This window comes from Buchnera aphidicola (Eriosoma lanigerum), from assembly GCF_964059125.1.
Lineage (GTDB): Bacteria > Pseudomonadota > Gammaproteobacteria > Enterobacterales > Enterobacteriaceae > Buchnera_D > Buchnera_D aphidicola_C.
Window position 1 is genome coordinate 121,673 of record NZ_OZ060395.1, and the last position, 22,657, is coordinate 144,329.

Below are 22,657 nucleotides of genomic sequence, written 5' to 3' on the forward strand. Positions count from 1 at the left end.
TTTAATTATTTTATTAATGAAAAACTTTCTCCACATCCACAAGAAAATTTAACTTTTTTGTTATAAAATTTAAATAATTGATTTACGCCTTCTGTTACAAAATCAACTGTCATATCGTTAAGTAAATTTATTTGTTGTAATGGAATACATACTATAAAGTGTGTAAAATAAAATATTAATTCTTCTTTTTTTTGTTCTTTAATTTGTTCCACATGATAACGAAATCCTGCACACCCTGATTTCTTGATTTGAATTCTCACACCTATAAAATCATTTGATTGTTGTAATAAAGAATGAATTTGATCTTCTGCTTTTTTTGTTAAATGAATACCCTTCCATTTATTTTCTTTATTAATAATTTTGGTATTATAACTTTCTATCATATATATTTTCCGCATGTATGATATTGATGTATAGATATATCTTGATATCATTTATTTTTTAAATTAATAATAATTGAACTTATTATATGTATTAGTGTTCATTTTAATAGTATATTTTTTGTAAACATAATTATATATTATATTATTGTGAATTTAAATTATTGATCCAGTAATGAAAATAAAACAATATAATGTTATTATATTTAATATATAATTTTACTGGATACTATATTATTGTTATATTTTTTATATTCTATATATATAAGATAATTATTAAAAAAATTTTATTATATATTTAATTTGATATTATATAACATACAATATTGAAAATATACTATTTTAGTGATTTATTATATTTTATTTATGTAAAAATTATCTTATTAGTTAATTATATTAATAATTGAGTATATGATAATTATTACAACAAAAAAAATAATTAAAAAACTTTCGAGGTGTGACTTTTATATGTACAACCAACGGAAAGATACAAACTTAATACAAACAATTTTTTTAGTTATATTTATTATAATTATGATGTTTACAAGTTTTTTAATTATTTATCCATTTTTTTTATCTTTTACTTGGTCTGGTATGATTGTTATTTCTACTTGGCCTATTTTGTTAATAATTCAAAAAAATTTAGGTGGTCAGAGATTCTTAGCAGTAATGATTATGGTTATTTTACTATTATTATTTTTTTGTTTACCTGTAATTATTTTAGTTAATAATTTAATTGATAACAGTCTTCCTTTTATTAATTGGTTACATTCTGGTAATTTAAAATTTCCAAAATTAATTTGGATTAAAGATATTCCTGTAATTGGTGATGGATTATTTTCAAAATATCAAAATTTATTAAAAAACGAAGGATCGTTATTAATTGCACATATCAGACCTTATATGAGTTATACAAGTATTTTTTTTCTTGTTCAAGCAGGAAAATTAGGTAAGTTAATAGTACATTTGATTTGTATAATTATTTTTAGCGGGTTGTTATATTGGAATGGAGAAAAAATAGAAAAAACTATTCGACATTTTGCTTTTAGATTAGGTTCTGATTCTGGTGATGCGGTTATTGTTTTTGCCGGTAAATCTATTCGTTCTGTGGCATTAGGTATCATTGTAACTTCTTTAATTCAAATTATTTTATCTGGAATAGGATTAATTGTATTTAATATTCCTTATTTTTGCATATTAATTGTATTAGTTATCTTTTTTTGTTTGATACAATTAGGACCGTTACCTGTTTTAATTCCAGTAATTATATGGTTGTTTTTAAATAATTATACTACATCTGGAATATTATTATTATTTTGGAGTATTAATATTTGTATATTAGATAGTATATTACGTCCTTTTTTAATTAAAATAGGTGCTGATCTTCCAACTTTATTAAGTATTTTTGGAGCAATAGGGGGGTTGTTAATGTTTGGAATGATAGGATTATTTTTAGGTCCTGTGGTATTAGTGATTTCTTATCGTCTCATTTTATCATGGATGAATAATGTTCCATTTTCAGAATTTTTATTAGAAAAAAATATAAAAAAAAATAATAAAACTGAATAAATAGTAAGTACATGAATTTATATTATTTGTAGTTGATATTATCTTAATTTATTTTAATTTTTATAAATAAATGATGTATTTATATTAATAATCTAACAAATATTAATATATTTTATTATTTTATTTAATTTTTCTTTATTATATAAGATAATTGTTATAGTTGAATAATATTTATTATATTAATAAATATTAATATTCACAGTTATTAATTAATAAATATTATCTATTTAGTTTTTTATGTTTATTTTAAATCAATTTAATAAATTATAATTTATTCATGATTGTTTGTTTTGTTTTTCTATTAAATAAAATTAATAAGTTATAATATTTTTAGTTTAAATCTTTTTATATTTTTTTGAATTTAAATTATATTGGATGATTGAAATTATAATTAATACTACATGATGTAATAATTAATTTTCAATAATATATTTAAAATTAAGATAAAAGTAGTAAATTATTTTTTTTAAATTATTTTTTTTTTTTTTTTTTTTTTACATTAAAATATAGAGAATAAAATGCAAAAAACAGATGAATTACGTACAATTAGAATTGATCCGTTAATTACTCCTTTAGAATTAGCAACAAAACATGTCATAACTCCAAAAATTATGGATAATGTAATTATGACAAGAAAAAATATTGCTAATATTATTACAGGAAAAGATAAAAGATTATTGGTGGTAATAGGTCCTTGTTCAGTACATGATCCCATAGCAGCTATGGAATATGCACATCGTTTAAATATTTTAAGAAAAAAATATAATACAAGATTAGAAATTATCATGCGTACTTATTTTGAAAAACCTAGAACTGTAGTTGGGTGGAAAGGGTTAATTTCTGATCCTGATTTAAATGGTAGTTTTCGTGTAAATCATGGATTGAACATTGCTAGAAAGTTACTATTAGATATAAATTCTATTGGTATGCCAGCAGCAACAGAATTTTTAGATATGGTTATTGGTCAATTTATTGCAGATTTAATTAGTTGGGGAGCTATTGGAGCAAGAACGACAGAAAGTCAAATTCATCGAGAAATGGCTTCTGCTTTATCTTGCCCAGTAGGATTTAAAAATGGTACTGATGGTAATATTAGAATTGCAATTGATGCTATTAGAGCTACGAAAGTTAGACATTTATTTCTTGCACCTAACAAAAATGGTCAAATGACAATTAATCATACTAGTGGTAATCCATTTGGTCATATAATAATGAGAGGTGGTAAAAAGCCTAATTATGATGTAGAAAATGTTAGATTTGCAGAACAAAAATTAAGAGAGTTTTCTTTACCGGAATATTTAATGATAGATTGTAGTCATGGGAATTGTTTAAAACAGCATAAATTACAAAAAATAGTTGCTTCTAATATATCTCAACAAATTAAAGACGGAAACCATTCAATAGTAGGAGTAATGATTGAAAGTTTTTTAGAAGAAGGTACACAACAGATAATTGATAATAAAGAAAAATTAATATATGGTAAATCTATTACTGATCCTTGTTTATCTTGGAATGATAGTATAGATATTTTAGATGAACTAGCATTTTCTGTAGATAGTAGATTTTAATAAAATGTTGCTGGTCAATATTGGCTAGCAATACTGTTTTTAATTTAAGATATTTATCTATATAATATAGAATACTTATGAAATATTCTATAGTATTATATTATAATAAAATTTTTATTTTTATATTAATGTAATCTATAATATTAAAATATAAAAGCTAATATTTTGCAATAATGTAATGAATATTACATATTTGATTTATATTTGTATATACATATATTAATTTATATATAAAATATTTTTATTTAGTTTTTTTATTTTTATTTAGGGATGAAACATGCCGATTATTTCTTTTTCTGATGGCAACCAGTATAGATTTGATCAACCAATTTCATTATTTAATATTATTCAACATATTAATCCAAAAATATTGAATAATTGTGTTGCTGGATATATAAATAATAATGTAATTAATCTTAATACTATTATTAAAAATAATTGTGTTGTTAAAATTATTAATGACACTGATGATATTGCTATAAGTATTATGCAAAATTCTTGTATTCATTTATTAGGATATGCAATTAAGTTATTATGGCCTAACTCTAAATTAGGAATTGGTGGTGTTATAAATAATCGATTTTATTATGATTTTGATATAAATAAAAATATTGTTAAAAGTGATTTAGAAAGAATTGAAATTAAAATGTTAGAATTATCTAAACGTAAATTCAACATTATAAATCAAAAAAAAACAATACAAGAAGCAATTAAATTTTTTAATAATATAGAAGAATCATATAAAGTAGAATTATTATTAGAACAATTAGGAACAGATGATGATTATATTAATGTATATAATCATGTTGATCATGTTGATTTTGATATAGGATGTCAATTACCAAATATACGTTTTTGTCGATATTTTAAATTAGAAACACTTTCAGGAGCTTATTGGAAAGGAGATAAAAATAATAAGATGTTGCATAGAGTATATGGAACAGTTTGGTTAACTAGAGATCAATTAAATAATAATATAAATTATTTACAATTAGTTAAAGCACGTGATCATAGAAAAATAAATCAAACTCTAAATTTATATCATATGCAAGAAGAAGCTCCTGGAATGGTATTTTGGCATCCTAATGGATTAATTATATTTAGATTATTAGAGCAATTTATTCGTCTTAAATTATTAGAATATAATTATCAAGAAGTAAAAACTCCATTAATTATGGATCAAAAAATTTGGGAACATAGTGGTCATTGGACAAATTATCAAGAATCAATATTCACTACTATTTCAGAAAATAGAAAATATTGCATTAAACCTATGAATTGCCCAGGGCATTTACAAATTTTTAATCAAGGACTAAAATCTTATCGTGATTTGCCAATTAGAATGGCTGAATTTGGAAGTTGTCATAGACAAGAACCATCTGGTTCTTTGCATGGATTAATGAGAGTTCGTTCTTTTACTCAAGATGACGCTCACATATTTTGTACAGAGGAACAAATTGATTTTGAAATTGATATATGTATAAAAATGATTTTCGATATTTATCGAATATTTGGTTTTAAAAAAATTTTAATTAAGTTATCTACTCGTCCTAAGAAAAGTATTGGTAATACTAAAATTTGGATTAAAGCTGAACAGGATTTATTAAATGTATTAAAAAGAAACAATTTAAGTTTTGAATATCAACCAGGAGAAGGAGCATTTTATGGACCGAAAATTGAATTAATTTTACAGGATTCTTTAGATCGAACTTGGCAATGTGGAACTATTCAACTTGATTTTTATTTATCTGAACGATTAAATACATTTTATATTAATTGTAATAATGAACGTAAATCACCAATTATTATTCATAGAGCAATATTAGGATCTTTAGAAAGATTTATTGGAATTTTAATAGAAGAATATGCAGGAAATTTCCCATTATGGCTATCTCCTGTACAAGTAGTAGTAATTAATATTAATGATGATCAAATTTCTTATGTAAAAAACATAACAAAAATATTATCAAAATCAGGAATTCGTGTACAATTAGATATTAGAAATGAAAAAATTAATGCTAAAATTAGAAATTATACAATTTTACGTATTCCATATATTATTATTTGCGGTAATAAAGAGCAAGATAATTGTACAGTTACAATTCGGACAAGATCTGGAAAAAGTTTTGAATTAGTAAATATTGATTGGGTTATCAAGAAATTAAAATTAGAAATTGATACTTATGGTGTTGATAAAATGGAGGTATAAAGTATTAAAGTCGGAAAAAAGATACAACAATTACGATTAAATCGTATTAATAAAGAAATTCGTGTTTCTCAAGTTAGATTGTCAGGATTGAATTCAGAACCTATGGGAATCGTTAGCTTAAAAGAAGCTTTATTAAAATCTGAAGAATTAGGAGTTGATTTGGTGGAAATTAGTCCTAATGCTGAACCACCAGTATGTAGATTAATGAATTATGGAAAATTTTTATATGAAAAAAATAAATATTCTAAAGAACAAAAGAAAAAACAAAAAATAATTCAGATAAAAGAAATAAAGTTTCGACCAAGTACTGATAAAGGTGATTATCAAGTAAAATTAAGAAATTTAATTCGTTTTTTAAATGATGGAGATAAAGTTAAAATTACTTTAAGATTTCGTGGTAGAGAAATGGCTCATCAAAATATTGGTGTCAATATGCTAAAAAGAATACAAAATGATTTAATTCCATATTCTATAGTTGAATCATTTCCATCTAAAATTGAAGGTCGTCAAATGATTATGATTTTATCACCTAAAAAAAAGTAAAAATTTATTAATTTATTGATCTTAACAAGATTATGTGTACAAAATGAATTTTTGAAAAGTTTATTATTTTAATTTAAGGCTTGAGTTATGTTAAAGTTAAAAACATTGCGTAGTGCAGCAAAACGATTTAAGCAAATATCCTCAGGTAAATTTAAAAGAAAACAGGCTAATTTAAGACATTTATTAACTAAAAAAAATACACATCATAAAAGACACCTGCGTCCTAAAATATTAGTTTCAAAAGAAGATATGCAACGAGTAATATCTTTTTTTCCATATAGATAATATTAGTTGTATAAAATCGTTTTTAAAGGAGAATTTGCATGGCACGAGTTAAAAGAGGTGTGGTGGCCCATGCTCGACATAAAAAAATTTTAAAAAAAGCTAAAGGTTATTATGGTGCACGCTCTCGTGTGTATAGAGTAGCTAAACAAGCTGTTATTAAAGCAGGTCAGTATGCATATAGAGATCGTAGGAATAAAAAACGTCAATTCCGTCAGTTATGGATAACTAGAATCAACGCAGGAGTTCGAACAAGTAATTTATCATATAGTCAATTTATGTATGGTTTAAAAAAATCTTGTATAAATATTAATCGTAAAATTTTATCTAATATTGCTATTTTTGATCATTCAACATTTTTAAATTTAATAGAACAAGCGAAAACAGCATTAAAATAATTGAATATTTTTAAATATGGAGGGGAACTAACGACCCCTCATTGTTCATATAAATTATACTGTAATTATAGTTTACATAATTATATATTGATATCTATATAATTTTTAATTTTTGAATTTAATTTTTTAATATATTTATATTAAAAATGATAATATATAAATAGAAAGTGTAGAATAATGAAATTTTCATCTAAATTAATAGAATCTACTAATATAGAAATTAGTAATTGTACTACTATACATGAATTAGAGAAAATAAGAATTAAATATTTAGGTAAGAAAGGATACATTACTCTTGAAATGAAGAAGTTAAGTGTGTTAAAACATCAAGAAAAAAAAGAAATTGCTTGTTATTTAAATCATATAAAAAATCATATTCAAAATATATTAAATATCAGAAAAAAAAAAATATATCAAGATTTATTGAATGTTAGTGTAAATAAACAAAAAATAGATGTTACTTTATTAGGTAGAAAAATTTTAAATGGTAATTTACATCCCATTACTATGACTATACATTTTTTAAAAAATTTTTTTTTTAAATTAGGATTAGAATTTGTGTCTGGTCCAGAAATTGAAGATGCTTATCATAATTTTGATGCATTAAATATAGATGAAAATCATCCTTCTCGTAGTATGCATGATACGTTTTGGTTTGATAAGTCAAGATTATTACGAACTCAGACTTCTAGTATGCAAGTACGAATTATGAAAAAAAAAAAATTACCTATTCGTTGCATTGTAGCAGGTAAAGTATATAGAAATGATTATGATTCTACTCATACTCCTATGTTTCATCAAATGGAAGGATTAATTATTGATAGGAATATTAATCTTATTCAATTAAAATGGATAATTCAAAGTTTATTAAGGGAATTTTTTAATAATAGTGTTGAAATTCGTTTTCGAAACTCATATTTTCCTTTTACAGTACCTTCTATGGAAGTAGATATTAGAAGTATACAAGGAGAATGGTTAGAAGTATTGGGATGTGGGATGGTTCATCCAAAAGTATTTAAAAATTTAAATATTAATCATTTAGAATATTTAGGTTGCGCTTTTGGTATTGGGATAGAAAGAATGGCTATGTTGAAATATGGGATTTCTGATATTCGTTCTTTTTTTGAAAATGATATAAGATTTCTTGAACAATTTAAATAAAATAAGGATTTTTTGAAGTGAAATTCAGTGAAACATGTTTACGAGAATGGATTAATCCATCTATTGATATTCTTTCATTATGTGATCAAGTTACAACCGCTGGATTAGAAGTTGAAAGTATTACAAAAATGTCTGGAGAATTTTATGGTATAGTTGTGGGGGAAATTTTAGAATGTACTTTACATCCAAAATCTAAAAAATTATTTTTATTAATAGTTAATGTTAATATTACTAAGAATCTTAGAATTATTTGTAGAGATCAAAAATGTTATGTGGGAATGAAAGTTGCTGTAGCTTTAGTAGGATCACTATTACCTCAATTATATCGTATATCAACTATGATTGTAAAAGGAATTATTTCTGAAGGAATGCTATGTTCTTTTTCAGATTTAGAAATGTTTTCTCATGAAGAAGGTATAATTGAATTACCTATTAATGCGAAAGTAGGTATAAATATTAGATATTATTTTTCTTCACAAGAAAATATCATTTCTGTTTCTGTAAACTCTAATCGATCAGATTTATTAAGTATTATAGGTATTGCTCGAGAAGTAGCAGTTTTAAATCATTTAAAACTCCCATTGCTTGATAATATATCAATTAATACAAAAATTCATGATAGTTTTCGTATTAATATACAACCAGGAACTTCATGTTTAAGATATTTCGGTAGAATTATTCGAAATATAGATATGAATCGTTCTTCTCCTTTTTGGTTGCGAGAAAAATTACGTCGTTCAAATGTATCTTCAACAAACGTGATATATGACGTTATTAATTATTGTATGATTCATTTTGGACAATTGTTTCATGTTTTTGATGCAGATAAAATTAACAGAGAACTTATTGTACGTTTAGCTTATTCATCAGAAAAATGTATTTTAGAAAAAAATAATGTTTGTGTTAATTTAAGTTCTAAAATGACGGTGATTACTAATGATAACGATCAGATTTTATCTATACATGGAATTGCTAATACAAAATTATCTTCTGTAACTATGTATACTAAAAATATATTTTTGGGATGTATTTATTTTCCACCAGATAATATAGATATGTCATTAGATATTTTTAAATTAAATTATGATTTCTCTAATTTATTAAACAGGGGAATAGATCCAGATATACAGTATAGTACTATAGATTATATGACTGATGTATTATTGAAAATATTAGGTGGGGAACCAGGAACAATATTTACAAATATTTTTGATAATAATTATTTTTTTTATAAATCTACTGTTTGTTTTCATTATAGTAGGTTACATAAATTATTAGGGTATCATATTGATTCTAAAATATGTATAAATATTTTATGTAAATTAGGTTATGTTATTAATATATTAAATGATGATATTTGGAATATCATAGTTCCGAGTTGGAGATTTGATATAAAAATAGAAGAAGATATTATAAGTGATATTATACGAATTCATGGAAATAATAATACTAATGGTATGTATTTTATTAATGATATCTCTATAATTAAAGAAAATTATTTAGATACATATTTAGATAGAATTAAATTGATGTTTGTAGATAAAGGATACTATGAAATAGTAACATATGGTTTTGTTGATCCTAAGTTACAAGATTTACTTTATCCAAATCAAGAATATTTATTGATCGATAATCCTATTTCAAAAGATATGTCATCAATGAGAGTATCATTATGGCCAGGTTTATTAAATACTGTTTTATATAATTATAAACGTCAACAAGAATCTCTTCGTTTTTTTGAAATGGGATTGTGTTTTTCACCAAATACTCAATACGAATTAAATGTAAAACAACAAAATTATATTGCAGGAATTGTTAGTGGATATTATAACCATCCTCATTGGGATATGAAAAATAGAAAATTAGATTTTTATGACTTAAAAGGTGACTTAGAGTCTATTTTAGAGATAAATAATAATTTAGATCATATTTTTTTTAAAAGTGAATCATTTGAAGGATTACATCCAGGAAAAAGTGCAGGAATTTATTTTTTTAATAAAAGAATAGGTTGTATTGGAGTTTTACATCCAAAGATACAAAGTATATTTAATATAAAACATGAAGTCATAGTGTTTGAAATTTTATGTGATCTGTTAGGAGAAGTAAGAAAATTTAATATTGTAAAATTATCAAATTTTCCTTTAAGTAAACGTGATATTTCAATTATTATAGATGAAGATGTGATAGTATCAGACATTATTTCTGTTTGTGAAACTTCAATTAACAATCAAAAAATTAAATTTGATATTTTTGATATATATCGTAACAATGAAATCGGTAATAGAAAAAAAAGTTTATCTATTAGATTAACTTTTTATGATTGTAAAAAAACATTGCGAGAAGATGAAATTATTTTTATGGTACGTACTTGTGTATTTGCATTAAAAAAGAAGTTCAAAGCACAATTAAGAGATGAGAATTATGGTACTAACAAAATCTAATATATCAAAATTATTATTTGAAAAATTTAAACTAAAAAAAAAAGATATTAAACAGTTAGTTGATTTATTTTTTGAAGAAGTTAGATTATCATTAGAAAAAGGAGAAACTGTTAAGTTATCAGGTTTTGGTAATTTTTATTTAAGAAATAAAGAAACAAGACCTGGTAGAAATCCAAAAACAAAAGAAAATATAGCTGTTACTGCTAGAAGAGTTGTTGTATTTAAATCAGGTCAAAAATTAAAAAATCGTATTAATGTATAATTAAGTTAAATTTTTTATACATAATAAAGATAATTATTTCAATGTAATATTAATACAAATTTATAAATATAATTATTTTTTTTTTTTTTTTTTTATGTATTACATTTATTTAACAAATATAATAAATAATATTATCAATATAATAATTATGATTATGTTAATAATTTTATTAATAATATTTATTTTTAAAAAGGATTAATTCTGTGGTTTTTAAAGTACAGTTCTATGATGGTTTAGCTAGAAATGGAATATTAAATTTAAAATCAAAGAAAATAAGTATTGAAACTCCAGTATTTATGCCAGTAGGAACATATGGTGTTGTTAGATCCATGACTCCAGAAGAATTATATGAAATGGGTTTTAATATCATACTTGGTAATGCTATACATTTATTTTTTCGTCCTGGTTTAAAAGCTATTACAGATCATAATGGATTACATAATTTTATGCGTTGGAAAAAAGCAATTTTAACAGATTCAGGAGGATTTCAGATATTTAGTTTAAATAAAATATGTAAAGTAAATGATAATGGTGTTTTATTTACAAATCCTAAAGATGGAAATAAATTATTTTTAACTCCTGAAAAATCTATGGATATTCAATATAGTTTATCTTCAGACATTGTAATGAGTTTTGATGAATGTATTGATTGTAATTTATCCTGGGATATTGTTAAAAAATCTATGGAAAGATCAGTATTATGGTCTAAGAGAAGTAAAGATCATTTTAATAAATTAGGAAATAAAAATCTTTTATTTGGAATTATACAGGGAGGATTATTTCATGAATTACGTTATTTTTCAATAACTAATTTAATTAAAATGGATTTTGATGGTTATGCTATAGGTGGTTTGTCTGTAGGAGAATCAAAAGAAAGCTTATATTCTATATTAAAATATGTTACTCCTCAACTTCCTCAAGATAAACCTAGATATTTAATGGGAGTTGGAACACCATTAGATATCGTCCAAGCAGTAAATTATGGAATTGATATGTTTGATTGTGTAATTCCTACTAGAAATGCTAGAAATGGTCATTTATTTGTTTCTAATGGTGTTATCAAGATTCGTAATAGTCAATATAAATATGATATGTTACCATTGGATAAAAAATGTAACTGTTATACTTGTATTAATTATACTCGTTCTTATTTACATCATTTATATCGTTGTAAAGAAATTTTAGGAATACGATTAAATACTATACATAATTTATTCTATTATTCTAATCTTATGGAAGAATTACGTAATGCTATTAAACAAAAAACGATTCGTAATTTTGTAATTAATTTTAATAAAAATTATATAAAAAACGAAAATTTGATATAAAAAAAAACAAAATTATATGTTGTTATAATAACTATATTTTTATAATATTAGTTAGCATATTATGTTCTTATCATTTTTTATTTTTATGTTTATGTTAATTATATATTTTAATCAAATATATTTAATATGATTAAAAAATAAATAATATTAAATTTTAAATAATAATTATAAAAAAAAGAATTATTTATATAAATTATAGTTGTGATTTGATGACATAAATCTATAGTAAAAAAAAATTATAATTTACATAGAATATATGTAATATGTATTGAATAGTATAATTATTGTTTATTTTGCCACTAACATAGTGGCAATATTATTATTAATGGATAATATAATAAAAATGTATTATAAAATAATTTTTTATGATCATTCATGTAATTATATCGTTATATTTTACTTTTTTTTTACAATATGAATAGTTTAAAATATTATGTTGTTTCTAAAATAGAAAAGTCTGCAATTGTAAAAAATAGTTCTTCAATCATTTTTAACAAATGTAATCTGTTCATTTTTATTTCATAATTATTATGATTAATTTTAGAGGAACAAAAGAAATTATGAATAGGTTGACTTAATTTAATAAGTTCTAGGATTGTTATAAAGTATTTTTTTTCAATAGATATATTTTTTATTTTATTTTTTATTGAACTTACTAAAGTATATAAAATTTTTTCATCTTCGGAATCAATTAAAGAAATATTAAATGTTTCTTTTACAATAAAGTCAAATTGTTTAAGAATATTAGAAATTCTTTTTATAGAAAGTATAATTGATTGATAGTCTGGAAATGTTTGAAGATATGTAATTGCTTGTATTTTTAAATTAACTTTAATTAAATTGGTTTGATTAATTTTTAAGACTGCTTTAATAATATCATTTTTATAACCTTGTTTTTGATATAAGTCATGTAATCTGTTTATGAAAAAATGCAAAATATGTTGAACAATGTTACAATTATATTGTATGGTATTGTACAAGTGTAACGATTTTTCAATTAATTTTTTCAGATCAATAGAAATTTTTTTCTCTAATATAATTCTTAAAATTCCTATAGCTGATCTACGTAATGCAAATGGATCTTTATCAGAAGAAGGATGATTACCGATACTAAACATTCCAGTAATTAAATCTATTTTATCAGAAATTGATAAAATATCACCAATGGTATTTTTAGGTAATATATCTCCTGAAAATTCAGGTTTGTATTGATCTTTAATAGCAGTTGCAATTTCTTTATCTATACCATCCAGTATTGCATAATGCATACCTATTATTCCTTGAATTTTTGGAAAAGCAGTTACCATATGACTAATCAAATCACATTTTGATAAAGTAGCAGCTGTTCTTACATGATCGATGTTAACTTGAATCTGATGATTAGCAATAAATTGTGATAAAGATATTATTCTATTTGTTTTTTCAAATAATGAACCTAATTTTTTTTGAAATACAACTTTTTTTAATAATATTAATTGATCAATTAGTTTTTTTTTCCTATCTTGTTGAAAAAAAAATTGGGCATCTGATAATCTAGCATTAATTACTCTTTCGTTACCTATAATGATATTTTTGAAGTTAACATTACTAATGTTACTTACAAAAATAAAATAACAAGATAAGGATTTATTTTTATACATTGGAATACATTTTTGATCATTTTCAATTGTATGAATAATTGCTATTTCTGGTAACTCAAGAAATTTTTTTTTAAATTTTCCTACATGTACAACTGGCCATTCAACTAATGAGTTTATTTCATGTAATAATTGATCATGAAGTTCTATACTACAACCTTTTTTTGATGATGCAATGTTACATTCATTTTCAATTATTTTTAATCTTTTTTGATAACAGGCTATAACTTTTCCTTGATTAAATAATATAGAGGAATATTTATTGGCATCTGTTAAAAGAATAGGTTGATCTATAATTTGATGTCCTCTAATAAATTGATTTGAACATACGTTAAATATTTGTAACGGAACAATTATATCATTGTACATTAATGTTACAGTTCTAATTGGTCTAAAAAATTTTTTTTCATTAATGTTCCATTTCATTAATTTTCCAATTGATATTATTTCAATAGCTGATTTAACGATGTTTGAAAAAATGTCATTATTAAATTTAAGTATTTCTATTTTTTTGTAGGCTAAGCATGTTCCATGTATAGTTTCAATAGTTGAAGTTTCTTGTAAATTAATATTGTTTTTTTTGATCCAAAATTTTGTTGAATTAGTAGGTTTATTATATTTATTAAATGCATTTTTAATTAATGGTCCTTTCAGAATAATTTCTTTTTTTATGTTGTTTTTAATGTCAATTCCTTTGATTTGAACAGCTATTCTTCTAGGAGTTGCAAACCATTTTATTTTTTTGTAATGAATATTATTATTTATAATTTCTTTTTTTATTTGTTCGTGAAATGATAATGCAATGTTATATAATTTTTTTGCTGGTAATTCTTCTACTCCTAATTCAACTATAAATGTATTATTATTCATATAGTATTCCTACTTTTTTTACATAATGGAAATCCTAATTTTTTTCTTTTATTATAGTATTTTTCAGCAATTGTTTTTATGATTTTTTGAATAATTAAGATATAGTTTTGTCTTTCAGTAATAGATAGTGCTTTTCTAGAATCAAGTAAATTAAAGATATGATTAGCATGTAAGACACATTCGTAAGCTGGAATAAATAAATCATGTTGATGAGATAAAATTCTTTTTGATTCATCAATATATTGATTAAAACTATTAAATAAAAAATCAATATTAGCTATTTCAAAATTATATTGAGATTGTTCTTGTTCATTTATTAGAAATAGATCACCATATGTTGTTGTAGTTGATGAATTTGTATTCCAGATTAGTTTATATAAGTTTTCTTGATTTTGTACATGCATAACTAATCTTTCTAATCCATAAGTAATTTCTACACTAATTGGGTTACAGTTTAAACCACCCATTTGTTGAAAATAAGTAAATTGGCTAATTTCCATTCCATTCAGCCATATTTCCCATCCTATACCCCAAGCACCTAATGTTGGATTTTCCCAATTATCTTCAACGAATCTAATATCATTATTATTATTATCGATTGTTAAATTTTTTAATGAATTAAGATATAAAGCTTGAATGTTATCGACATCTGGTTTTATGATGACTTGAAATTGATAATAATGTTGTAATCTATTAGTATTTTTTCCAAATCTACCATCTAAAGGCCTTCTTGATGGTTGTACATATGCTATGGATATTGGTTCAGGTCCTAGTGCATTAAAAAAAGTTTGTCTATGAAATGTACCGGCTCCTATTGGTAAATCTAATGGTTGTATTATAGTACATCCTTGATTATGCCAATATTTTGTTAAATTTTGAATTACATCATAAAACGTAATTTTGTTAAGTTTATTCATGTAATGTCTTGAATTATAATTTTAATTTTTTTATATTTACATTATATCTTATGAACAGTATAGTTAATATTATTATTTGTTAAAAAAAATGTTAATTATTTTTTATAGTTAATATCATTTATATATATAGTGTTTGTTTATATTAATAGTTTATTAATATATTTTAGTTAAATAATATATTTATTAAATAAATCTATATATATTATATAAGTATAATTATAACATTTTTTAAATTTTTAATTTATTTCAAAAATACTTTTGCTGTATTTTTAATTTATTTATGTATGTATGATTAATATTTGATATATAATTATTTTTATATATAACAAAATATATTATTTTTTCATATTTTTTATTTACTTTAATATATTTTAATTGTTTATTATTAATGTAATTGGATTGTATTATTCTACATTTGTAATTTATGATGATTACAGTTATTATTATTTGTACGAGTAATTTTATAATTTTTTAATATTTATTAGTTAATTACAATAGTAATCAAAATTTGTATATAGATAATTAATAATTTTATAAATTAATAGAATTATTAATTTTTTATTTAATAATTAATTATGTAGATATTAATTTTTTATGTTTTTGAAATACTAATGTATTATATTAATAATTATTAATACTGTACTTTAGTTTGTTATTTATTTAAATACAACTGTTTATTATTATATATTATAGATATAATATAAATTATATTTATATATTTATTTTTTTTATTTAAGTTTATATTATAAAATGTTATATGAAATATTTATATATATATAAATATATTATTTATTATTTTAATAATATATTTTATGTAATATAGGAAAATAATCTATGCAATATATTGGTGCTCATGTGAGTTCTGCAGGTGGTGTAGATCAATCAGTAATAAGAGCATACAATTTAGGTGCTAATGCATTCGCTTTTTTTACTAAAAATCAGTTACAATGGAAAGCTAATGTATTAACTGATGTTAATATAATGAAATTTAAATTAGCTTGTATTCAATATCATTTTTCTTTTAAACATATTTTACCTCATAGTAGTTATTTAATTAATTTGGGACATCCTCAAGAAGAATTATTACATAAATCTCGTATAGCTTTTATAGAAGAAATTAATCGATGTGATCAATTGGGATTAAGATTATTAAATGTTCATCCTGGTAGTCATTTAAATAAGATTAGTGAGATACTATGTTTAAAAAATGTTTCTAATTCAATTAATTATGCTATTCGTCATACTAATAATGTATGTATTGTAATAGAAAATACAGCTGGTCAAGGTACTAATATTGGTTATAGTTTTGAACAGTTAGCAAAAATTATTGAGTATGTAGATGATCATTCTCGAATAGGAATATGTTTGGATACGTGTCATTTATTTGCTAGTGGCTATGATTTACGTAGTAAGTCTAAATATTTAAACTTATTTAAACAATTTGAATCTATAGTGGGATTAAAATTTTTACGTGGTATTCATATAAATGATACAAAATATCCATTGAATAGTAGAGTAGATAGACATTATAGTTTAGGAAAAGGTAATATAGGATACGATTGTTTTTTTAGAATAATGCAAGATGAAAGATTTCATTGTATTCCAATTATTTTGGAAACTCCTGATTCTAGTTTATGGAAACAAGAAATTAATTGGTTAAGAGGATGTATCTAATTATTGATATAATATTAATGTATTGAAATTTAATGGTATTAATGATTAGATTATATAGTTATATATTGGAAATTACATATAACAATTATATAATTTTATTATTTTAATTGGTGTTTTTTTAGGAAAGAACATATGTTAACAATTAATGTTGTAGAACGAATACATTCTGGAACTAATTATAGTCGTAAATTGCGTTTGCAAAAAAAAATACCAGCTATAATTTATGGTTTTAAAAGAAAAAATATTAATGTTATATTAGATCATGATTTTATTTTTAATATTCATTTAAAAGATGAGTTTTACAAAAATAATTTAATTTTATTAATGAATGATATTAAATATTGTGTTAAAGTTCAAACAATACATTATCATGTATTTAAACCTAAATTACTACATGTAGATTTTATTTGGATTAATTAATTAAAATATATTTTATATGACATTTCATATTGTATAGCATCATGCACTAATTAGCTAAAATTGTTACTGTACACATAAAGTAATATCAGTAACAATTATTAGTGTGAATGTAAATTAATTATTGATTTTTTAAGAAGAAATAAAAGTTTTAATTAATAATTGTCTTAGTATAATCATTTGAGGATGAAATTGAAGTGATATCATCATACTCATTCCTACAAAGATACTAATTAATCCAATTATTAATGTTTGTTTTAAAGAAAACAAAAAAAAGTTAAATTGTTTGTTTCTGTAATTTTTCCAATATTTTATTAACATCCATATTCCAATCCAAATAAGGAAAATTGTTAAAATTATAATCCATTTAAAAGGAATAATATTTTCTTCATGGAGTACTGATTGATTATTCAAAAGCACTCCTGTGAAAATACCTGGGAAAAAATATAATGGTGGCCAAAATATACATCCAATTATATTAGGAATAATAAATTGAATAATTGGTAATTTTAACATTCCAGATACCAATGGAATAATAGGTCTTGCAGGACCTATAAAACGACCAATTAATATAGTTAAAAAACTATGTTTATATAGTGCAGATTGAGTTTTATTTAATAGTGAAAAATTTTTTTTAAAAAAATTTAATTTAGATATACAATTTTTAAATTTCCATCCCATATAATATGAGATCCAATCACCTAGTATGCATCCTATTATTCCTGCTATCCAAGCAGGATAAAAAAATAGTTTTCCATTTCCTATCATTGAACCTAATGCAGCCATAAGAATCATTCCGGGTAAAAATAATCCCACAATTGCTAATGATTCTAAAAATGAAATAATACAAACTGCTATGAGTAAGTATTTAGAAGGTAATGTTATGATGTATTCTAACCAGTATTCCATAATTTCTCATTATTCAAGTTTCGTGTTTTTTGTAATTTATCTTAAATTATTATGTAATGTACGCAAGTATATTATTTTTTTTTTTTTTTTTAAATTATTATTTTTGTTTAATTATAAAAATTATTTATAAATTTTATAATTATTTATAATAATTGTATTCTTGATAACTTATATTTAATTTAAAATAGTAATTGATTTTGTATTTTTTGATATAATAAATAAATTTATTTAGATAATAAATTAAATTAACGTATAATATTAATTATTATTCATTTTTTATAATAATTCAATGGTATGATATTGTTAAAAGTAGTGTTTCCTACATCCAATAATAATTTTAAATTTATATTTAAAATATATTTTATATAATAAGAAAAATATAGTATGAAAAAATGGATTATATTACTATTTGCAATGATAGTAAATCTTAACTCAATTTCAGCATCACCTATTTTAATTAATAAAATTGTTGCTGTAGTAAATGATAAAATATTATTAGAACAAGATGTAAAAAAAATAATTTGTTTTTTTAAAATTCAGTCTTTAAATAAGAAAAATAATTATTTCAAAAATGTAACTAATGATAATAATATTAAAAAAAGTATTATTATAGATTCAATTATATTGAATATTGCAAAAAAATTAGATTTAAAGTTATATCAAATACCTTTTAATTTACAAATGAGAAAGATGTTTAATAATGTTTACATTTCTAAATCAAAATTTCAAAGATATATGCATTTTATGAATGTTCATAATCAATATAGTTATGAAGATTATAAAAATTATATAAAAAATATGTTAATTATTTCTGCATTGGAATATTATTTTGTCAAACCTAATGTGCATATTACTCAATTAGAATTACATAATTTGATAAAAAAATTTTTATATAAAAAAAAAATTATTACTAAAATAAAAATAAGAACATTATTTTTGCCTTATGTATCTAAAAATAGTAACACTGAACGTAAAAAAATTATTTTTATATCTCAAAAAATTATTAAAGATTCTAAAAAAAATTTTAAATTAAGAAAAATAATTTTTATTAATTCTTATCACCGTCATAAAACATTTTTTTTTCGTAATATTCATTGGGATAGTGTCAATAACATACAATTACGTTATCATTTTCATTTTAAATTAATAAAAAAAGGTATTTTTTATTTATTTCAATCTAAATTTGGAGTATATTTAATAAATATATTAGATTTAAAAAAAGATATACAAAAATTTGTTGAACATGAATTTTTTTTAAAACATATTTTTATTAAAAATTCTAATTTTTCATCAGAAGATTTATCTAAACAAAAAATTAATAGAATTTATACTAATATAATAAAAAAGAAATATAGTTTCGAAGAAGCTGCAAAAATGTTTTCAGATGATATAGTATCTTCTGTACAAGGAGGAAATTTAGGTTGGTTGAAACAATCTAAAATAGAATCTAAAGTTTTATCATTTTTATTAAAATTGAGTAGACATGATTGTACTATTCCAATATATTTTAATAAAGGATGGCATTTGTTTAAATTAATGGATGTTAGAACTAAAGATAATACTTATGATATGCTAAAAAAATATGCTTATAATATTATTGTTAATCAAAAAATGATTCAGGAGATAAGAAATTGGAGGGAACAACTTTTTTATAATTCTTATATAAAAATCTTTCATTAAAATATAATCTACATTATTTTATTTATTTTTTTTGATTTAATTAAATATGATTGCAAAATTAATTATTTTATTATATTGAATAATATTGTATGCTATAATTTTAAACTATGTTTTAAAGAGAATTCAGTTGAATAAAAAATTATATTTAGGTCACAACCCATCTAGATATTTTGGACAAAATTTTCTTATTGATCAAAAAATTATCCAAAAGATAGTTCATTGTATTAATCCAAAAAAAAACGAATTATTAGTAGAAATTGGTCCTGGTTTAGGTGCTTTAACAAAATTAATATCAGTTTTAATTGATGAATTAATTGTGATTGAAATTGATCCAATTTTAGTATATCGATTAAAACAACATCATTTTTCAAATAAATTATTTTTTTTTCTTCAAGACGTATTATCTTTTAATTTTCTAGAATTATTTCATCAAAAAAATAAATATATCAGATTAGTTGGTAATATTCCTTATAACATTTCTACTAAATTAATTTTCTATATTATACAATTTTCTAGAATTTTTTATGATGTTCATTTTATGTTGCAGAAAGAAGTAGCTGATCGTTTATTAGCAAAACCTAATGATAAAAAATATAGTCGATTAAGTGTAATAATACAATATTTTTTTGATATAAAATTATTATTAAATATATTACCAAAATCATTTTTTCCAATACCAAAAGTACATTCTTCTTTTCTGAAATTTACTCCTTACAGTGTTGCACCATATTATTTAAAAAATATCAATTGTTTATTTTTAGTGACAAGATTAGCCTTTGAAAAAAGAAGAAAAATTGTTAAAAATAGTTTAGGTTCATTAATTAATGAAATAAATTTAATCAAATTAAATATTTCTCCTGGTATTCGAGCGGAGAACTTGACGGTATTACAGTATTGTACTTTAGCAAATTATATATTTGATAATAATTTATATAAATAATTATTTTTTTTGTTTTAATAAATAAATTTTATTTTGTATTATTTTATTAATTTATAATAATATATAAAAAATCAAATATTGTAAATAGTAAAAATATTTTATTAGGATAAAAGTATATGAGTACATATTTAATTGGAGATGTTCATGGTTGTTATAATCAATTACAAGCATTGTTGAATCAAGTTTCTTTTAATAAAGATAAAGATATTCTTTGGTTCACTGGTGATTTAATTGCTAGAGGTTCTTCTTCTTTAGAAGTTTTACAATTTATTTATTCTCTTGGGAAAGTAGCTAAAGTTGTATTAGGTAATCATGACTTATATTTAATTTCTGTATATTCAGGTATTAAACAATCATATGCATGTGATAATATCGTTTCTTTATTACAACACCCGGAAATAGAAATTTTTATTGATTGGTTACGGAATTGTCCTTTAGTAATAGTTGATGAAGAAAAAAAATTAATAATGTCTCATGCTGGAATTTTTCCTTATTGGAATTTATCTACAGCTTTACAATATGCTAGAGAAATTGAAAAGTATTTAAAAAGTGATAATTATATAGACTTCTTATCTCAAATGTATGGAGATATTCCGGATATATGGAATATAAATTTAACTAAATTTGAATTATTACGGTTCAGCGTTAATGTGTTTACTCGTATGAGATATTGTTTCCTCAACGGAAGATTAGATTTTTCATGTAAAACTTCTCCTTTATCTGCACCTACAAATTTGTTACCTTGGTTTTTAATTAATACAAATATTCCTACAGGTTATTCGATTGTTTTTGGTCATTGGTCTACTTTACGAAATGTATCAACTCCAAAGAATATTATATCATTAGATACAGGTTGTTGTTGGGGATATGAATTAAGTATGTTAAGATGGGAAGATAAAATGTATTTTCAACAATCTTTTCATACTTGATATACTTTATTTTCTTTTTAATATTTCAAAAGAGTAATAATTATTTATTTGTGTAGAATACATAATTTGATAGAACGTTCTTTTCCATAAGTTTATATGATATTTTGGAAAATAGACGTCACCTATAATGTGTTTATGAATGTGTGTTAAATATAATTGATTTGCATATTGTATAGTTTGAAGATATAGTGTTCCACCTCCAATAATCATAACTTCTTTATTAAGTTTTTTTGCAAATAATAAAGCTTGACTAATAGAATTAGCCCATATAATTGTTTTTGACTTAATTTTTGTTTTGCTAATAACAATATTGTTACGCATAGGTAATGGAACAGCAAGAGAATTCCATGTTAATCTTCCCATAATAATAGTTTTATGTAATGTATGATATTTAAACCATGATAAATCTTGAGGAAGATACCATGGTATTTGGTTGTTTTTTCCAATAACAAAATTTTGAGATAATGCTGCAATTATGCTAATTTTCATATATATTACTTAAAATGTGATGTATGTATTAATTAAAATATAAATATTATTTCA

The 22,657-nt window shown here is 21.9% G+C and carries 20 protein-coding genes; 15 read left to right on the top strand and 5 right to left on the bottom strand.

All coding sequences use genetic code 11. From position 1 onward, the window contains the following. Positions 1-5 precede the first annotated feature (5 nt). On the bottom strand, positions 6-383 hold the full coding sequence (locus AB4W75_RS00565; RefSeq protein WP_367679523.1) for an iron-sulfur cluster assembly accessory protein: 378 nt from the start codon (positions 381-383) through the stop codon (positions 6-8). A gap of 465 nt (positions 384-848) precedes the next feature. Between AB4W75_RS00565 and ydiK the strand changes: the two genes are divergently transcribed. The 10 genes from ydiK to tgt all read left to right on the top strand — a co-directional run bounded on the left by ydiK (position 849) and on the right by tgt (position 12,141). After that, positions 849-1,949 (top strand): AI-2E family transporter YdiK, encoded by a 1,101-nt coding sequence (gene ydiK / locus AB4W75_RS00570; RefSeq protein ID WP_367679524.1) that lies wholly within the window; start codon positions 849-851, stop codon positions 1,947-1,949. Between the two features lie 518 nt (positions 1,950-2,467). Then, positions 2,468-3,517 carry a 3-deoxy-7-phosphoheptulonate synthase gene (locus AB4W75_RS00575; RefSeq protein WP_367679525.1) on the top strand — a complete coding sequence of 350 codons (1,050 nt, stop codon included), beginning with the start codon at positions 2,468-2,470 and terminating at the stop codon, positions 3,515-3,517. A gap of 277 nt (positions 3,518-3,794) precedes the next feature. After that, the gene (thrS, locus tag AB4W75_RS00580) at positions 3,795-5,726 is read left to right on the top strand and encodes a threonine--tRNA ligase (RefSeq protein ID WP_367679526.1); all 1,932 of its coding nucleotides are present in this window, start codon (positions 3,795-3,797) and stop codon (positions 5,724-5,726) included. Positions 5,727-5,729: 3 nt separating this feature from the next. Then, positions 5,730-6,269, top strand: a complete 540-nt coding sequence (infC, locus tag AB4W75_RS00585; protein WP_367679662.1) for a translation initiation factor IF-3 — start codon at positions 5,730-5,732, stop codon at positions 6,267-6,269. An 87-nt stretch (positions 6,270-6,356) separates the two neighbouring features. After that, positions 6,357-6,554: a 50S ribosomal protein L35 gene (gene rpmI, locus AB4W75_RS00590; RefSeq protein WP_367679527.1), complete on the top strand. Its 198-nt coding sequence runs from the start codon at positions 6,357-6,359 to the stop codon at positions 6,552-6,554. 38 nt (positions 6,555-6,592) lie between these two features. After that, positions 6,593-6,949, top strand: a complete 357-nt coding sequence (rplT, locus tag AB4W75_RS00595; RefSeq protein WP_367679528.1) for a 50S ribosomal protein L20 — start codon at positions 6,593-6,595, stop codon at positions 6,947-6,949. A gap of 177 nt (positions 6,950-7,126) precedes the next feature. Next, complete coding sequence (gene pheS, locus AB4W75_RS00600; RefSeq protein ID WP_367679529.1) at positions 7,127-8,110, top strand: phenylalanine--tRNA ligase subunit alpha; 984 nt, start codon at positions 7,127-7,129, stop codon at positions 8,108-8,110. 17 nt (positions 8,111-8,127) lie between these two features. Continuing rightward, positions 8,128-10,551: a phenylalanine--tRNA ligase subunit beta gene (pheT, locus tag AB4W75_RS00605; RefSeq protein WP_367679530.1), complete on the top strand. Its 2,424-nt coding sequence runs from the start codon at positions 8,128-8,130 to the stop codon at positions 10,549-10,551. Beyond that, positions 10,532-10,813, top strand: a complete 282-nt coding sequence (locus AB4W75_RS00610; RefSeq protein WP_367679531.1) for an integration host factor subunit alpha — start codon at positions 10,532-10,534, stop codon at positions 10,811-10,813. The genes pheT and AB4W75_RS00610 overlap by 20 nt, the downstream gene beginning before the upstream one ends. A 203-nt stretch (positions 10,814-11,016) precedes the next feature. After that, positions 11,017-12,141 carry a tRNA guanosine(34) transglycosylase Tgt gene (gene tgt / locus AB4W75_RS00615; RefSeq protein ID WP_367679532.1) on the top strand — a complete coding sequence of 375 codons (1,125 nt, stop codon included), beginning with the start codon at positions 11,017-11,019 and terminating at the stop codon, positions 12,139-12,141. A gap of 431 nt (positions 12,142-12,572) precedes the next feature. On the opposite strand, the gene glyS is transcribed toward tgt, so the two are convergent. Together glyS and glyQ are read right to left on the bottom strand one after the other, a co-directional pair. Further along, positions 12,573-14,648, bottom strand: a complete 2,076-nt coding sequence (gene glyS / locus AB4W75_RS00620; RefSeq protein WP_367679533.1) for a glycine--tRNA ligase subunit beta — start codon at positions 14,646-14,648, stop codon at positions 12,573-12,575. Then, positions 14,645-15,565, bottom strand: coding sequence for a glycine--tRNA ligase subunit alpha (gene glyQ / locus AB4W75_RS00625; RefSeq protein WP_367679534.1), 921 nt, complete (start codon positions 15,563-15,565; stop codon positions 14,645-14,647). The genes glyS and glyQ overlap by 4 nt, the downstream gene beginning before the upstream one ends. An 834-nt stretch (positions 15,566-16,399) precedes the next feature. Between glyQ and nfo the strand changes: the two genes are divergently transcribed. Next, a complete protein-coding gene (gene nfo, locus AB4W75_RS00630; protein ID WP_367679535.1) occupies positions 16,400-17,239 on the top strand; it encodes a deoxyribonuclease IV in 840 nt (279 codons plus the stop codon). 132 nt (positions 17,240-17,371) lie between these two features. Beyond that, on the top strand, positions 17,372-17,659 hold the full coding sequence (gene rplY, locus AB4W75_RS00635; protein WP_367679536.1) for a 50S ribosomal protein L25: 288 nt from the start codon (positions 17,372-17,374) through the stop codon (positions 17,657-17,659). A 129-nt stretch (positions 17,660-17,788) separates the two neighbouring features. Here the strand turns inward: rplY and AB4W75_RS00640 are convergent, their stop codons facing one another. Next, complete coding sequence (locus AB4W75_RS00640; protein WP_367679537.1) at positions 17,789-18,565, bottom strand: DedA family protein; 777 nt, start codon at positions 18,563-18,565, stop codon at positions 17,789-17,791. A gap of 384 nt (positions 18,566-18,949) precedes the next feature. Here AB4W75_RS00640 and AB4W75_RS00645 point away from each other — a divergent pair, with 384 nt between their 5' ends. From AB4W75_RS00645 to apaH, 3 genes are all read left to right on the top strand, one after another. Then, positions 18,950-20,245: a peptidylprolyl isomerase gene (locus tag AB4W75_RS00645; protein ID WP_367679538.1), complete on the top strand. Its 1,296-nt coding sequence runs from the start codon at positions 18,950-18,952 to the stop codon at positions 20,243-20,245. A gap of 127 nt (positions 20,246-20,372) precedes the next feature. Beyond that, a complete protein-coding gene (rsmA, locus tag AB4W75_RS00650; protein ID WP_367679539.1) occupies positions 20,373-21,185 on the top strand; it encodes a 16S rRNA (adenine(1518)-N(6)/adenine(1519)-N(6))-dimethyltransferase RsmA in 813 nt (270 codons plus the stop codon). Positions 21,186-21,301: 116 nt separating this feature from the next. Further along, positions 21,302-22,114 carry a bis(5'-nucleosyl)-tetraphosphatase (symmetrical) ApaH gene (gene apaH / locus AB4W75_RS00655; protein ID WP_367679540.1) on the top strand — a complete coding sequence of 271 codons (813 nt, stop codon included), beginning with the start codon at positions 21,302-21,304 and terminating at the stop codon, positions 22,112-22,114. Between the two features lie 6 nt (positions 22,115-22,120). On the opposite strand, the gene AB4W75_RS00660 is transcribed toward apaH, so the two are convergent. After that, positions 22,121-22,603 (bottom strand): dihydrofolate reductase, encoded by a 483-nt coding sequence (locus AB4W75_RS00660; RefSeq protein WP_367679541.1) that lies wholly within the window; start codon positions 22,601-22,603, stop codon positions 22,121-22,123. Positions 22,604-22,657: the final 54 nt, after the last annotated feature.